The 16,215-nt window shown below is 35.4% G+C and carries 13 protein-coding genes; 11 read left to right on the top strand and 2 right to left on the bottom strand.

Going from position 1 to position 16,215, the window contains the following annotated elements:
• Positions 1 to 135: 135 nt before the first annotated feature.
• The gene (locus BST92_RS07255) at positions 136 to 603 is read left to right on the top strand and encodes a CBS domain-containing protein (protein WP_105070844.1); all 468 of its coding nucleotides are present in this window, start codon (positions 136 to 138) and stop codon (positions 601 to 603) included.
• On the opposite strand, the gene BST92_RS07250 is transcribed toward BST92_RS07255, so the two are convergent.
• Both BST92_RS07250 and trxA read right to left on the bottom strand, forming a co-directional pair.
• A complete protein-coding gene (locus tag BST92_RS07250) occupies positions 604 to 978 on the bottom strand; it encodes a DUF2237 family protein (protein WP_105070843.1) in 375 nt (124 codons plus the stop codon).
• 76 nt (positions 979 to 1,054) lie between these two features.
• Positions 1,055 to 1,348, bottom strand: coding sequence for a thioredoxin (trxA, locus tag BST92_RS07245; RefSeq protein WP_105070842.1), 294 nt, complete (start codon positions 1,346 to 1,348; stop codon positions 1,055 to 1,057).
• Between the two features lie 125 nt (positions 1,349 to 1,473).
• Between trxA and uvrC the strand changes: the two genes are divergently transcribed.
• From uvrC to BST92_RS07195, 10 genes are all read left to right on the top strand, one after another.
• Complete coding sequence (gene uvrC, locus BST92_RS07240; protein WP_105070841.1) at positions 1,474 to 3,273, top strand: excinuclease ABC subunit UvrC; 1,800 nt, start codon at positions 1,474 to 1,476, stop codon at positions 3,271 to 3,273.
• Positions 3,266 to 5,500, top strand: coding sequence for a patatin-like phospholipase family protein (locus BST92_RS07235; protein ID WP_105072218.1), 2,235 nt, complete (start codon positions 3,266 to 3,268; stop codon positions 5,498 to 5,500). The genes uvrC and BST92_RS07235 overlap by 8 nt, the downstream gene beginning before the upstream one ends.
• Positions 5,501 to 5,609: 109 nt before the next feature.
• Positions 5,610 to 6,776, top strand: a complete 1,167-nt coding sequence (locus BST92_RS07230; RefSeq protein WP_105070840.1) for a homogentisate 1,2-dioxygenase — start codon at positions 5,610 to 5,612, stop codon at positions 6,774 to 6,776.
• A gap of 26 nt (positions 6,777 to 6,802) precedes the next feature.
• Positions 6,803 to 7,426, top strand: a complete 624-nt coding sequence (locus BST92_RS07225; protein WP_105070839.1) for a DUF4064 domain-containing protein — start codon at positions 6,803 to 6,805, stop codon at positions 7,424 to 7,426.
• Positions 7,427 to 7,515: 89 nt separating this feature from the next.
• A complete protein-coding gene (locus BST92_RS07220; RefSeq protein ID WP_211292457.1) occupies positions 7,516 to 8,304 on the top strand; it encodes a DUF3108 domain-containing protein in 789 nt (262 codons plus the stop codon).
• A 97-nt stretch (positions 8,305 to 8,401) separates the two neighbouring features.
• Positions 8,402 to 9,367, top strand: coding sequence for a tryptophan 2,3-dioxygenase family protein (locus BST92_RS07215; protein WP_105070837.1), 966 nt, complete (start codon positions 8,402 to 8,404; stop codon positions 9,365 to 9,367).
• Between the two features lie 3 nt (positions 9,368 to 9,370).
• Positions 9,371 to 10,609, top strand: a complete 1,239-nt coding sequence (locus tag BST92_RS07210; protein ID WP_105070836.1) for a M23 family metallopeptidase — start codon at positions 9,371 to 9,373, stop codon at positions 10,607 to 10,609.
• Positions 10,606 to 12,240 (top strand): glucose-6-phosphate isomerase, encoded by a 1,635-nt coding sequence (gene pgi, locus BST92_RS07205; RefSeq protein ID WP_105070835.1) that lies wholly within the window; start codon positions 10,606 to 10,608, stop codon positions 12,238 to 12,240. Before BST92_RS07210 ends, pgi begins: the two co-directional genes overlap by 4 nt.
• A 118-nt stretch (positions 12,241 to 12,358) precedes the next feature.
• Positions 12,359 to 15,589 (top strand): TonB-dependent receptor, encoded by a 3,231-nt coding sequence (locus tag BST92_RS07200; RefSeq protein ID WP_170061719.1) that lies wholly within the window; start codon positions 12,359 to 12,361, stop codon positions 15,587 to 15,589.
• A gap of 94 nt (positions 15,590 to 15,683) precedes the next feature.
• Complete coding sequence (locus BST92_RS07195) at positions 15,684 to 16,115, top strand: hypothetical protein (RefSeq protein WP_105070834.1); 432 nt, start codon at positions 15,684 to 15,686, stop codon at positions 16,113 to 16,115.
• The last annotated feature ends 100 nt before the right edge of the window (positions 16,116 to 16,215 follow it).

Raw genomic sequence — 16,215 nt, 5'->3', positions numbered from 1 at the left:
TTATAAGGTAAATGTATTCTAGTTTCAGAATATGCAAATCTTTTTTTAGTTAAAATTTAAGGGCATTTTAGTTAAAAAAAACCTGTTAAAAATGATAAAATTTTCATATCTTACTGATGTTCAAAAACATCAATTATGGGTATCAAAAGTTTTGTAGGAAAAAGAACAGTCCAGTCAAGTAGCTCAAATCAGGCTTTTCAAGTTAAAGATTTTATGACACGTAAATTAGTCACCTTTAATCCCGATCAAGGTATTACTACTGTAATGGAAACCTTACTTAAACAACGCATTACAGGTGGTCCTGTAGTGAATGACAAAAAGGAGCTAGTAGGTATAATAAGTGACACAGACCTCATGCATGTAATAGGAGATAGTCGCTATCATAATCTACCTGTAGGAAATCGTAAAGTGAGTGATTACATGTCTAATCAAGTAGACACTATCGAGGCAGATGCTGACATTTTTGACGCAGCGACTAGGTTTTTAAAAACAGGTCATAGACGATTTCCTGTAATTGAAAATGGCATATTAATAGGTCAAATCTCTAGAATGGATGTCATTATAGCTGCCACACAACTTAAAGGAGAAGACTGGCAAAAGTAACTATTCACCTATCTCATACTTTTTAAGTAAGTCTAGACTAGTGAATTTTAACGCTGCATCATTAGTAGCTTTTAGATTAATTTGAGGAGCAACTCCAGCTTTCTCTGCCTCTAACCATCTTAAAATACACAAGCACCACTTATCACCAGGTCGTAGACCAGGAAATTGATATGCTGCAATAGGTGTGCTTAAATCATTCCCTCTAGACTTAGAATATTCAAGAAACTCTTGCGTCATTACTGCACAGACTACATGTGTACCATAATCTTCACTAGCAGTACGACATATTCCATCACGCCAGTAACCCGTCTTAGGATTATTGCAACACAACTCTAATAATGTGCCTAGGACATTTAATTGTTGATCTGTTTGCATCAGCTACAACTTTTATAACACTTTATATTAAAAATATATCCGTCTACTTTTTAACTAAAAATTACAGTCTGACAGACTATGCTTTTGCAATTTGTTCTTTCAGAACATGTAATGGTTGCACTCCACTGCCCTTCCAGATAAGTTTACCATTTTTATATATCATAAAAGCAGGGACACCACGTACATTCATTTGGGTAGCGAGTGCCTGATTTTTATCTACGTCTATCTTTAAGATTCTAACCTCATCTCCTAATTCGTCTTTCAACTTTTCCAATACCGGCATCATGGTCTGACATGGACCGCACCAGGTAGCAAAAAAGTCAATTAAAACTGGTGTATCTGTTGATATGATTTCCTTAAAACTTGCCATCTTTTTATTTTCAAAATTACAGCATTTGCAAAATTTGCACCGTTATAGAAATGATAAGAAATTAGGTTGATTTTAATACGCTTTCGCGGAAGCGTGCTCTAGAAAATTCCTAACTTTACATCGCTATGGAATTATCACCGCTTGAGGTCCAAATCAGAATTCTACCTTCTACACCAGGTGTTTATCAATATTATGATAAAGACCACAAACTACTCTATGTAGGAAAGGCAAAAAACCTGAAAAAGCGCGTCACATCATATTTTACTAAAAATCACGACAGCTATCGCATAAAATCGATGGTTAAGAAAATTGTGACTATTGAACACATAGTGGTAGAAACGGAAATGGATGCGCTACTGCTGGAAAACTCTTTGATTAAAAATAGAAATCCACGATATAATATCATGTTGCGCGATGATAAGACGTATCCATGGCTATGTATTAAGAAAGAACGTTTTCCTCGTGTATTTTTAACACGCCGAATGATAAAAGATGGTAGTGAGTATTATGGCCCTTTTTCTAGTGTCAAGACTGTACGTGCTTTACTAGATCTTATTAAAGGCTTATATCCTTTGCGCACTTGTAAATACGACTTAAGTGCAGATAAAATTAATGCAGGCAAGTATAAAGTATGTCTAGAGTACCACATAGGTAATTGTGCTGGACCTTGTGATGGCTTAATGAGTGAAACTGCATATGCAGCAAATATTGATAATGTACGCAACATTGTAAAAGGTGATTATAAAAATGCTGCAAAACATTTTGAATCACAGATGATGGAGTATGCTGCAAATATGCAATTTGAAGACGCTCAACGGATTAAAGAAAAACTTGAAGTTTTACAGAAGTATCAATCTAAGTCTACTGTGGTCAACTCTAAAATTACTGACGTTGATGTTTTCAGTCTGATATCTGATGAAACACATGCTTATGTAAACTATTTACAATTATCTCATGGTGCGATTGTGCGTTCCCATACTTTAGAAATCAAAAAGAAACTAGAAGAAACCGATCAAGAGTTGCTAGAAATTGCAATTATTGAATTGCGCCAGCGTTTTAACTCTCAGTGTAAAGAAATTTATGTGCCGTTTGAAGTTAAATTAGGTGATCAAATAAAGGTGACTATACCACAATTAGGTGATAAAAAGAAGATTGTAGATCTATCACTGCGCAATGCAAAATTTTATAGACAAGAACAGTTTAAAACCATAAAAATAGTAGATCCAGACAGACACGTAAAGCGTCTTATGGCACAAATGAAAGCAGATTTAAGACTGGATGTAGAACCAGTTCATATAGAATGTTTTGATAATTCAAATATTCAAGGAACTAATCCTGTTGCTGCATGTGTGGTATTTAAAAATGGAAAACCTAGTAAGAAAGATTATCGTAATTTTAATATTAAAACTGTAGAAGGTCCAGATGATTTTGCCAGTATGGAAGAGGTTGTGCATAGACGTTATAGAAGACTATTAGAAGAAGGTAAGTCATTACCACAACTTGTTGTTGTAGACGGTGGTAAAGGACAATTATCTAGCGGTTTAAAAGCTCTAGACCGATTAGGGCTAAGAGGAAAAATAACTATTATAGGAATTGCTAAAAGACTTGAAGAATTATTTTACCCTAACGATCCAGTACCATTGTATCTCGATAAACGCTCTGAAACACTTAAGGTTATCCAGCAAATGAGAAATGAGGCGCACCGTTTTGGGATCACACACCACCGTAATAAACGTAGCAAGCAAGCCATCGAGACTGAACTAGATAACATACCTGGTATAGGAGAAAAAACAGCTGTAGAGTTATTAAGACATTTTAGATCAGTTAAAAGAATTAAATCAGCCTCTAAAAAAGAATTAGAAGATATTATAGGTGTTTCGAGAGCGCAGAAAATTATCGATTTTTACAAGAATGAAAATGAATAAGCATATCTGGATTATTTTAATATTCGTTTTCGCGCAAGCGTCTTATTTAAGCGCGCAACAAGATTCAGATCCTGACAAGCCCAAAATAGGTCTCGTTTTATCTGGTGGTGGCGCAAAAGGACTTGCTCACATAGGCACTTTAAAAGTCATTGATTCATTAGGTATAAAAATAGACTATGTGGCGGGCACTAGTATGGGAGCGATTGTAGGTTCTCTATATGCATCTGGTTATACAGGTAAACAATTAGATTCTATTTTTCAGACTATAGACTTTGACGATATTATATCTGATGAGATCCCGCGTGAATCTAAAACATACTTTGAACGTAAGGACAATGAACGTTATGGCGTGACTCTACCATTTAAAGATTTTAAAGTTCAAGTACCTAACTCATTAAGCAAAGGTCAGAATATTTACAATCTACTATCTAGATTACTCTCACATGTTAAAGATGTAGATGAATTTAGTGAATTACCAATACCGTTTTTTTGTATCGCGACAGACGTTGAAACTGGTGAAGACGTTATATTAGATAATGGCTATCTACCTCGTGCTGTAAACGCCAGTGGTGCGTTGCCTTCGTTATTTGCTCCAGTAGAAATAGAAAATAGACTTTTTATAGACGGCGGCGTCACAGATAATTATCCAGTAGAAAAGTTAAGAGACCGTGGTATGGACATCATCATAGGTGTGGACGTACAAGATGGTCTTAAAAATAGAGAACAGCTTAATGGAGCTTTTGACATCTTGACTCAAATTAATAATTATCGCACCATAAGTGCGATGCAAGAAAAAGTAACTTACACAGACATTTATATTGATCCCGATATAGAGAACTATACTGTTATCTCCTTTGATCAAGGAAAGGCTATTATCAAAGAAGGAGAAATCGCAGCCTTTAAAAAACTTGATCAGTTACAAAAGTTAATAGATAAAAATGGTTACCGTAGAGAAAAACTACCTGCCGTTGCGACAGATAGTATTTACCTAGCTCAAGTATATATTAACGGTAACGAGAACTACTCTAGAGCCTATATTAATGGTAGATTTAAAATAGAAACACCTGGTAATGTTGCATATACAGACATTAGGGACGGCATCAATAACTTACAAGCAACAAATAACTTTTCTAAAATTAATTATGAGATCATCAACACACCAGATGGTGCAATTCTAGAAATAGGTGTTATAGAAACAACTGTACGCAATTACCTGAGACTAGGTGTTCATTATGATGAGCTATTGAGAAGTGCAGCATTAGTCAACCTTACTAGAAAAAATGTTCTATTTGATAGTGATGTAGTATCTGCAGATGTTATTCTGGGCGATAATGTCAGATATAACTTTGACTATTATATAGATAAAGGTAAATATTGGTCTATAGGTTTACACAGTGAATTTGTTCAATATGAAAAACAAATTTCTGCAAACTTCTTAGAACAAGTTGCAGACCTTAATGTAAGCGTTAACTCAATAGATTTAGATTATAACGACTGGACACAGCAGCTATTTTTACAAACTAAAATAGGTAACGGATTTAATCTTACCGTAGGTGCAGAATATAAATCCTTACGCCTATTTACTGAAACATTAGGAACTGAAACTAACTCAGACCAGCGCACTATTTTTGAGAACAGCAATTACAGTAGTGTATATACCAGTGTGCTTTACGACACTTATGACAATTTATTTTTCCCATCTAGCGGTTGGAAAATTGATGGTGATTTACACATCTATTTATATAACGAAAGTAAAATAGATAACAACTTTCAAGAGTTCTCTATGGCTCAGGTTTCTGTAGGACATGCTAGAAAATTTGGTAAATGGAGTCTGCGAGGCGATTTATTACTAGGCCTACCTATAGGTAATCCTGGAAATAGCTCTTTTGACTTTTTCTTAGGTGGTTATGGTGCTAGGCGCATTAATAATATCTTACCTTTCTATGGTTATGATTTTGTAAGCTTAAGTGGCAACACAGTAATGCGTGGCCTTATTGAAGTAGACTATGAAATTTTCAAGAACAACCACATTATTTTAAGCACTAACTCTGTAAAAATTGATGACTATCTCTTTGAAAAATCCGACTGGTTCAGTACTGATGGATTTACAGGATATGCTATAGGGTATGGCCTTGAAACTTTTTTAGGACCATTAGAATTAAAATATAGTTTCAGTCCAGAGCAAAGTAAAGGTGAGTTCTATGTAAATCTAGGGTTTCAATTTTAGAACGCTTTCGCGAAAGCGTATCCTTCAAATTCCATAGATAAATAATTGCTTTAAAACATGGTATCATCTCAGGAATTTCCGAAATTGCTAGTCATAAAAATAACAGCTCATGCCTTTTTATCATAAACTAGGAAAAATACCACCCAAAAGACACACTGTTTTCAGAAAGCCTAATGGTGAATTATATTCTGAGCAACTTTTTGGAACTATAGGTTTTGACGGTATGTCCACAAATTCATACCACGTCCATAGACCTACTATGGTTAAGGAAATTAAAGGACAGTATTCTGTAAAACCAGAGATTGCCCTAGAAAATCACATAAAATCTTATCGCTTTAAGGGATTTCAAGTAAAACCCAAAGCCGATTACTTAGAAAGCCGTACTGTAGTTCTTACAAATAGTGATGTTAATATCATTCTTGCAGCACCACAAGAATCCATGACAGACTATTTCTATAAAAATTCAGATGCAGATGAGTTGATCTTTATCCATAAAGGATCAGGAACGTTGCGCACACATTTAGGTAATATAGATTTTAAATATGGTGATTATCTATTAATCCCACGTGGTATTATATATCAACTACGATTTGAAGATAAAGACAATAGACTTTTTATCACAGAGTCTAGAAGACCTATTTACACTCCTAAACGTTACCGCAACTGGTTCGGTCAGTTACTAGAACATTCTCCTTATTGTGAGCGAGACATAAGAAGACCGGATTCACTTGAAACACATGATGAGTTAGGTGATTTTTTAATGAAAATTAAAAAGCAAGACGAGATTTTTGATATGGTATATGCATCACATCCATTTGATGTTGTGGGCTATGATGGATATAATTTTCCTTATGCATTATCCATACACGATTTTGAGCCCATTACTGGCCGCATACACCAGCCACCACCAGTGCATCAAACTTTTGAAACAGACGCATTTGTCGTGTGTAGCTTTGTACCTAGACTATACGACTACCATCCAGACAGTATTCCTGCACCCTATAATCATAGTAATATAGATAGTGATGAGGTACTTTATTATGTTGATGGAGATTTTATGAGTCGCAATGATGTAGATGCAGGTCATATTAGTTTGCATCCTGCAGGAATACCACATGGACCACATCCTGGTGCCGCAGAACGTAGTATAGGAAAAACTAAAACGGAAGAACTTGCTGTTATGGTAGATACCTTTAAACCTTTAAAAGTTACAAAAGCAGCTCTCGAAATAGCTGATGAAGATTATCACAAAAGCTGGCTAGATTCTAACCATTAAAATTTTACAAATTAAACTTTAGACCATTGGAAAACAACACCAACCAAAACTCTTCTAATCAAAACAGATCTTGGGAAGATAATAACTATTCTAATGCAGGATATGACAGTACTAGAAGCTATGATCAAAATCAAAGTAGTCAAAACTGGAGCTCACAACCTTATCGTTCTAAATTACCAGCAGATAACAGCGCGATGATTCTAGCAATTATTGCTACTGTACTATTTGTTTTATGTTGCTGTATAGGTGGTCAGTACCTAGCTCTTGTTCTTAGTATTATAGGATTTGCACTTGCACACTCTAGTATAAATAAATATCAACAAAACCCAGAACAATATGATCCTAACAGTTATAAAAGAGTCCGCAACGCAAAGACTTTTAATCTAGTAGTAGGTATCGTAAGCTTAATTTTAATCGCACTAGGATTTATAGGTCTATTTAGTAATACGTTTGATGACTACAACTACTTAGATATGATGAATGAAGATGATGAATGGTATAATGAAGATTATGAATATGAAGAATCTGAAGTTGAAGACGACTGGTATGAGTATGAAGAAGAAGTTGATAGCTTAAATGAAACCACAGACTCTTTAATGAATGAAGCGGTAGAACTAGAAACAATTATAGAAGAAGCTCCACTGGATTAAAGTGTTATAACATGAAGGAATCGGGTTTTGGAACGAGTTTTGTATTTCATACTTTGAAACGCATGAAAGTGCTGTTAAATCAAAGCATCATGAAAAAGATTATATTTCCTCTACTCGCTATATTTATTGCTACTACAGCTTTTATGCCTAGTAGCGCACCACCTGAAATGGCATTTAAGAAAGGTGAATGGTTCCGTTTTAGAATTCACTATGGTGTTTTTAATGCTAGCTATGCTACCATGCAGGTGAGTGAGGCTAGACTAGACGGTAAAGATGTTTACCATATAAAAGGTAAAGGAAAATCTACCGGTCTATTACACTTATTCTTTAAAGTAGATGATCGTTATGAGACCTATATAGATCGCACAACGGTAAAGCCTTATAGATTCATACGCGATATTGATGAAGGTGGACATACTAAAGATATTCAGATTGATTTTGATCACGATACTGGTACGGCTGTCATCAAAGATAAAAAACATAATAAAGTAGAGTCTATGAAAATAGAACCATCTACTCAAGATATGATGAGTGCCTTTTATCATTTACGCACTATAGTAGACATTAAAACTTTAGAAAAAGGAGACGAGTTTAAGCTACCTATGTTCTTTGATAAGGAAAACTTTGACTTTAAATTAAAATTTTTAGGCCGTGATACCATCAGGACTAAATTCGGTAAAGTACCTGCTTTAGAATTCAGACCTTATGTACAATCAGGTCGTGTTTTTAAAGAAGAAGAAAGTCTAACCGTATGGATATCTGATGATGAAAATAAAATGCCACTTAAAATAAAGGCAAAACTGGCTGTAGGGTCACTGACTGCAGATCTAGACGCCTTTAAAGGTCTTAAATATCAATTTAAGACACTACCTAATTAAGTTCGTAAACACTGTTAACAATATCCTTCTTTAATCAATAGATACGTTTTAAGGTTTCACAGGTATCATTACATTTGTAGAACCTTAAAATGTTTTCATGTCACAGGAAATCAGCCCAGAAATCGCGCAACGTATCCAGTTGCTAGAAGAGAAATTTAAAAACTCTGGTCAGGATATGCTCTCTTATCTTGATGGACTTTTGTACGATCAGTACATCACTTACTGGGACTACATAAGACTGGACACCTTATTGAGCCTTCAGGTACCTTCTACCCATTTCCCAGATGAGATGATTTTCATTGGCTACCACCAGATTACTGAGCTCTACTTTAAACTTATTATTCACGAACAATTACAAATTATTGAAAGCACAGAATTAACAGGTCCTTTCTTTGCAGAAAAATTGCGTCGTATAAATCGCTACTTCGGTATTTTAATAAGCTCTTTTGAAGTGATGATTAAAGGTATGGAACGTGAGCAATTTTTAAAATTCCGTATGTCATTATTACCGGCAAGCGGTTTTCAGAGTGCACAGTTTCGTATGATTGAATTTTACAGCAGTGATCTCATAAACGTAGTGCATCCCGATGTTAGAGAACGCTTCCGCGAAAGCGACAACCACAGCCTTGAAGAACTCTACAATCACTGTTATTGGAAGCAAGGTGGTATTGATATGCATACCCAAGAAAAGACTCTTACACTAAAACAGTTTGAGGAACGTTACACACCTAGATTCTTGCGTATCGCGCATGAGGTAAAAGACACAAATATTTACCAGCGATACCTGCAATTACCTGAAGAAGAAAAAACAAAAGAATTAATGGACGCCATGCGCGCTCATGACCAAAACGCTAACATCAACTGGAAACTAATGCATATGGGAAGTGCCCATCGCTATCTAAGAAAAGAAGGTGATCCTATACAAGCAACTGGAGGAACTAACTGGAAGAAATTCTTGCCTCCTAGTTTTCAAAAAATTATTTTCTATCCAGAACTATGGACTCAAGAAGAGATCGAAAACTGGGGAAAACAATGGGTTGAACACGCATTAAACACAAAATAATAGATGAAGAAATTTCTAGTCATCGCCCTAGCACTGGGAATAAGCTTGACTGCTTGTAAAGAAAAAGAAGTTTATGTCGAACCAGAAGTGGCAGAGGTTGTAGTACCTGTTATGCAATATGGTTTTGACCTTAACAATTATGAAGTCGTTACTGATACTGTTAAAAACGGAGACACTTTTGGTAATATTATTGATCCACATCTCGTAGATGGGCAAAGCGTTTTTAAAGCTGCCGAAGAGTTAGACGCCGTATATAGTGTACGACGTATACAAGTAGGTAAACCCTATAAGATTTTAAAAAGAAAAGACAGTCTAGGTACTCCAGAAGCGTTCATTTATGAAACTACTAAAATGGATTATGTAGTACTTAATTTTGCAGATAGTCTCAAAGCTTACAAAGACAAACATCCATTAAAATTTGTAAGGAAAACAGCATCTGGCATCATTAATTCTACTCTATCAGAGGCAATGGAAGAAGAAGGTCTAGGCATGGCGGCTATTTATGAATTATCTGATATATATCGATGGTCTATAGACTTTTTTAGGTTACAAAAAGGTGATCGTTTTAAAATGATATATACTGAACGCTATATCAATGACAGTATCTATGCAGGTATTGAAAGTATAGAAGCCGCAGTTTTTGAGACTGATAAAACACCTTTCTATGCTTTTGATTTTAAGACAGATTCTATTAACAATATAAGTGATTACTATGATGAGAATGGTAAGACGTTACGTAGTTTTTTCTTAAAAGCACCTGTCAACTACTCAAGGATATCGAGCCGTTTTACAAAACGTAGATTTCATCCGGTACAAAAAAGATGGAAAGCACATAAAGGGACAGACTATGCAGCGGCATATGGCACACCTATAGTATCTACAGCAAATGGTGTTGTTGTTAAGTCTGGTTACACACGTGGCAATGGAAATTATGTAAAAGTAAAACATAACGACACCTATTCTACACAATATCTACACATGACTAAACGCAGTGTAAAAGTAGGCCAGCGTGTTAAACAAGGTCAGGTGATAGGTACGGTAGGATCCACAGGTCTAGCTACTGGACCACATGTATGTTATCGTTTCTGGGTAAATGGGAAACAGGTTGACCCATACAAACAAAATTTACCTAGCGCAGATCCATTGCCTAAAGAAAAAATGGATGATTATCTCAATTTTATTCAACCTTTAAAGGATGAAATAGACCTATTACCATTTAAAAACGAAGAAGAAGTATTATGAAAAATATAAATCCTACCGAAACAAATGCGTGGCTCAAATTAGAAAAGCATTTTGAAGGTTTTGACAACTTTAGCCTTAGAGAAGAGTTTAAAAAAGATGCTTCAAGAGCAGAAAAGCTGACGTTAATCGATAAGGATTTTTATGTTGATTTTTCAAAAAATCTAATTACAGAAAGTACAAGATCTCATCTAACAGCACTTGCTACAGAGTGTGGATTAAAAGAAGCAATCAATTCCTATTTCACAGGTGCTGTCATAAACGCCACTGAAAAGCGCGCTGTTTTACATACAGCATTAAGAACTCCACAAAACAGTGCAGACAGCAGCGTGATCAGCAATGTTAACGACGCCACAGAAAGTAAACAAAAAATGTTTAAATATGTGGATAATGTATTGAATGGAACCACACTAACCGCTCACGGTAAAAAGTTTGATACTGTAGTTAACATAGGAATAGGTGGTAGTGATTTAGGTCCAGTAATGGTTTATGAAGCTTTACAAGCATATAAAAATGATATGACCCTTCACTTTGTATCTAATGTAGAAGGTGACCATGTAGAAGAAGTACTCAAAAAGATCAATCCCGAAACAACTTTATTTGTTATTGTTTCTAAATCTTTTGGCACACAAGAAACACTTACTAATGCAACAACTATAAGAAACTGGTTTACTGAAAAAATAAGAACAGATGCGGTTTCAAAACACTTTATAGCAGTAAGCAGTAATGTAGAAAAAGCAGTCAACTTTGGTATCGATCATACCAATATATTCCCTATGTTTGATTGGGTAGGCGGTAGATTTTCATTGTGGAGTACCGTAGGAATGTCAGTTGCCCTAGGAATAGGAACTAAAAATTTCCAATCATTATTAGACGGTGCGCACGAGATGGACAACCATTTCAAAAATGTAGATTTTGAACAAAACATTCCAGTCCAGCTAGCCTTAATGACCATATGGTACAACAACTTTTATCGTGCACAAAGTGAAGCCATAATCCCTTACACACAATACCTACATAGATTACCAGCATATCTTCAGCAAGCCATTATGGAAAGTAATGGTAAATGCGTTGATCGAGATGGTAACTCTGTTACTTATGATACTGGTAATATTATATGGGGAGAACCAGGGACAAATTCACAACATGCCTTTTTTCAATTAATTCATCAAGGTACTAAGTTAATACCTGCACATTTTATCGCTTTCGCGAAAGCAAAATACAACCAGCCCGATCACCATAACAAGCTTATGGCTAACTTTATAGCACAGACAGAAGCTTTAATGAATGGTAAGACTAGAAATGAAGCCAAAAAAGACCTTGAAAAATCAGGTAAAAGTAAAGAAGAAATTGAGCTTTTATTACCATTTAAAGTTTTTGAAGGAGATCAACCTACCACCACTATCTTAATAGATGAACTTACACCACACAGTATAGGCAAACTTGTAGCTATGTACGAACACAAAATATTTACAGAAGGTATTATCTGGAATATTTATAGTTATGATCAATGGGGTGTTGAATTAGGAAAGGTTCTAGCAGATGCGGTACTAGAGAACATAGAAAATAAAGAATATGCCGGTCACGACAGCTCAACAACAGGAATTTTGAAGAGATTCGGTAGTCTAAATTAATAACCTTCTATTTTTCAGATCGTTACGGTTAATAAGTTTTTAATATTCTTAATGTTAACTTAATATTGCACGCTTTTTTCGTCAGTATTTTTGCAGCTCAAACTATAACTGATTGAAAATGAAAAAATCTTTACAATTTTTACTAGCAATTGGGCTTTTGTTAAGCTCTATGGCTGTAACTGCTCAGGTAACTACCTCGAGTATTAACGGTCGTATTCTCGAGGCAGAGAATGAACCATTACTAGGAGCTACTGTAGTTGCAGTTCATGGCCCTACTAATTCAAAGTATGGATCAACAACTGATATAGATGGGTACTATCGTGTATCTAACATGCGTATCGGTGGTCCATATACAATTACAATTTCTTATGTAGGTAAGAATGAAGTTGTTTTAAGTGACATTTATTTACAATTAGGTGAATCTGAAAGGATTGATGTAACTCTTGTAGATTCTACAAATGCACTAGACGCTATTGTAATTGATGCCGTAAGAGATGGTATTTTTGATTCTGGTAAAACAGGAACTGAAACTAACATTTCTCAACGTGAAATCAATACAATGCCATCTGTAACTCGTGGTATAGGTGATTTCTTAAGAAAAACTCCACAGGCTACTGTATCTGAAGGTGGTGCTATTTCTATCGCAGGACAAAACAACCGTTACAACTCTATCTTTATTGATGGTGCTGTAAATAATGACGTTTTTGGACTTGCTGGATCTGGAACTAATGGTGGACAAATAGGTGTAAACCCTATTTCTATCGATGCTATTGAGTCGTTCCAAGTTAACGTTGCTCCATTTGATGTACGTCAATCAGGTTTTACCGGTGGTGCTATTAACGCTATTACTAGATCTGGTACTAATGAGGTTGAAGGAAGTGCATACTTCTATTTACGTAATGAAAGTCTTGCTGGAAAAACTCCAGTTGGAATTAGCGAAGACAACCGTGAAAAGTTAGATGACTTTTCTGCAAATCTTTATGGTGTACGTGTAGGTGGACCTATCATTAAAGACAAACTTTTCTTCTTTGTAAATGCTGAAATTCAAAGAGAAGAAGAGCCTAGACCTTTTGACTCTGCATTATATAATGGAGACAGTAGTATTGCAGATATAAACGCTTTAAGAGATAACCTTATCAACGTTTTTGGATACAATCCTGGTGGTTATGAAAACACTATCACTGAATTAAACAGTGAAAAGTTTACTATTAAATTAGACTATAACATTGATGATAAAAACACTCTTACAGCAAAGCACAACTATGTAAATGGTGAATCTATCTCTCCTAGCCAAAGTAGTAACAGAGCAATAAACTTTGCAAACGCTGGTGTTTATTTCCCATCAGAAACTCACTTCTCTACACTAGAATGGAATACAACAAACGGTAGAAACTTATCTAATAATTTAATTGTTAGTTATACATCTGTAAATGACAACCGTGACCCAATAGGTAATCCTTTCCCTAGAGTAAGTATTGAAGATGGTGATGGTGACATTACTTTTGGTTCTGAAGCATTTTCAACGGCAAATATCCTTGAGCAAAAAATCTTCACAATTACTAACAACTTTGAAGTTTCTAAAGGAGCTCACAACATGACTTTCGGAGCTAACTTTGAAAACTATGATATGAGAAACGTTTTTGTAAGACAAAACTATGGACAATACCAGTTCAACTCATTAGCAGAATTCAATACTTATTTTGACAATGACCCATCTAACGATGTTGCTGCAGACTCTTACTTCCACTCATACTCTTTACTAGATCCAGCAGGAACTAGTGGTGATGACATTGAAGCTGCTGCTGCTGCCTTTAACTATTCTCAGTTAGGATTATATGCACAAGATCAATGGAAATTAACTGATAACTTTAAACTTACATATGGTGTACGTTTTGATGTTCCTTTCTATGATGCTGGTCAAGCAAACGATGATTTCAACGACAGAACGGTTGCATTATTAGAAGCTGAAGGTAAAGATCTTCAAGGTGCAAGAGTAGGTAAGAAAATAAAAAGCCAAATTCACGTTTCTCCACGTGCAGGTTTTAACTGGGACGTAAATGGTGATAGAAAAACACAAGTACGTGGTGGATTAGGAATCTTTACCTCTAGAGTTCCTTTAGTATGGCCAGGTGGTGCTTACAACAATAACGGTATTGCTGTAGGTGGAACTGCTGCTTTCGGTAGTCAAAACTTTGTTGCAGATCCTTTCAACCAGCCATTAAACGGCGCGCCAGCTCCAGGTAGTGGTGCAAACGGTGGACAGATTGATATCTTCTCTCCAGACTTTAAATTACCACAGGTAATGAAATACAATATTGGTATCGATCAAAAGACTAACGTTTGGGGACTTATTGTAAGTGCAGATTTCTTATACAACGAGACCATCAACAATGTATTCTATCAAAACCTAAACCTAAAAGACCCAACATTATCTCTTAATAATGCAGACGGTCGTCCATTCTATGATCGTGGTGATGAAATTGATGACACTTACACAAGAATCATTTTAGGAACTAACACTAATGAAGGATGGTCTTACAATGGAACATTAAGCATTACTAAGCCATATGACAATGGATTCTCTGGACAGGTATCTTATTCTTATGGACAAGGTAAATCTATCTTTGAAGGTACTTCTTCTCAAAACAGTTCTCAATGGAGAAATGTTGTAACTGTAAATGGTAAGAATACGGCACAAATCGGTAACTCTGCATTTGCAGTAGGTCACAGAATTTCTGCAAATGCTTCTTATGAGTATAAATGGAATGACAATTTAAAAACTACTTTAGGTGTATTCTATAATGGACAACAAGGTGGTGCTTTAAGTTACATCTACCAAGGTAGAGATTTACTTAATGATGACTCTAGTGATAACGCTTTATTCTATGTTCCTAGAAATGCAAGCGAGATCAATTTAGTGGACAACAATGGTGTATCTGCTGCAGACCAATGGGCTGCTCTAGATGCTTTTATTGAAAGTAATGACTATCTAGACGGACGTCGCGGTCAGTATGCTGAACGTGGTGGAGATCGCGGACCATGGAATCACATGGTAGACTTAAAGCTTCTACAGGACTTTAGTTTAAACTTCAACGAGAAAAAACACACTTTCCAAGTTTCTCTAGACATCTTTAACTTCCTAAACTTAGTAAACAAAAACTGGGGTGAGCAATCATTTGTAAACAGTAGTTTTGGTAACGTAGGTATCGTTGAAGTTGAGAGTAATGGTGTTGATCCAGAATTCTCTTTCAATCCAGACTTTGCAGAAAGCTTTGAAAGAATTGACGATGCGGGAACGCAATCTTCAAGATGGCAAATGCAAGTAGGTTTAAGATATATCTTCAACTAAGAAAGATCTTAATACATACATTTCATAAAGAAACCCTACTCAATTGAGTAGGGTTTCTTGTTTATAGTTATTTTTGAATTTAAATTGCATCACTATGGAAATTATAAAACACGCACACTCTGGTTGGGCATATATAGTAGTAATCGTATTAGGACTTGCTACCATCAATTCTCTTATTGGTTATTTTACTAAAAAAGAATTTGGTAATAGAGACTTTAGTCTAGCACTAGGAGGCCTTATAGTAACACACATTCAATTATTGATAGGCCTTGTGCTATACTTTACCTCTCCTTGGTTTAACGCATGGTCTGGTGGGATGAAAGAAGTGATGGGTAACTCTGAGGCTCGTCTTATGTTAGTAGAGCATCCATTAACAATGATTATTGCTATTACTCTTTTAACAATAGGATATTCAAAGCACAAAAAGAAAATTGTAAGCAATGGAAAGCTTAAAGTGCTCGCTATATTTTACACACTAGCGTTTATACTTGTTTTAACTAGACTACCGTGGAGTCATTGGTTCTAGAAAATTGAAATTACGCTTTCGCGAAAGCGTTAACATTAAATCATTAAAAAGCCTTGTTCTATAAATAAGAACAAGGCTTTTTTAATCTCAACAAACAGTC

This window comes from Nonlabens arenilitoris (assembly GCF_002954765.1).
GTDB classification, from domain to species: domain Bacteria; phylum Bacteroidota; class Bacteroidia; order Flavobacteriales; family Flavobacteriaceae; genus Nonlabens; species Nonlabens arenilitoris.
The sequence above is the reverse complement of the archived record's forward strand: the minus strand, read 5'-3'. Positions and strand labels throughout refer to the sequence as shown.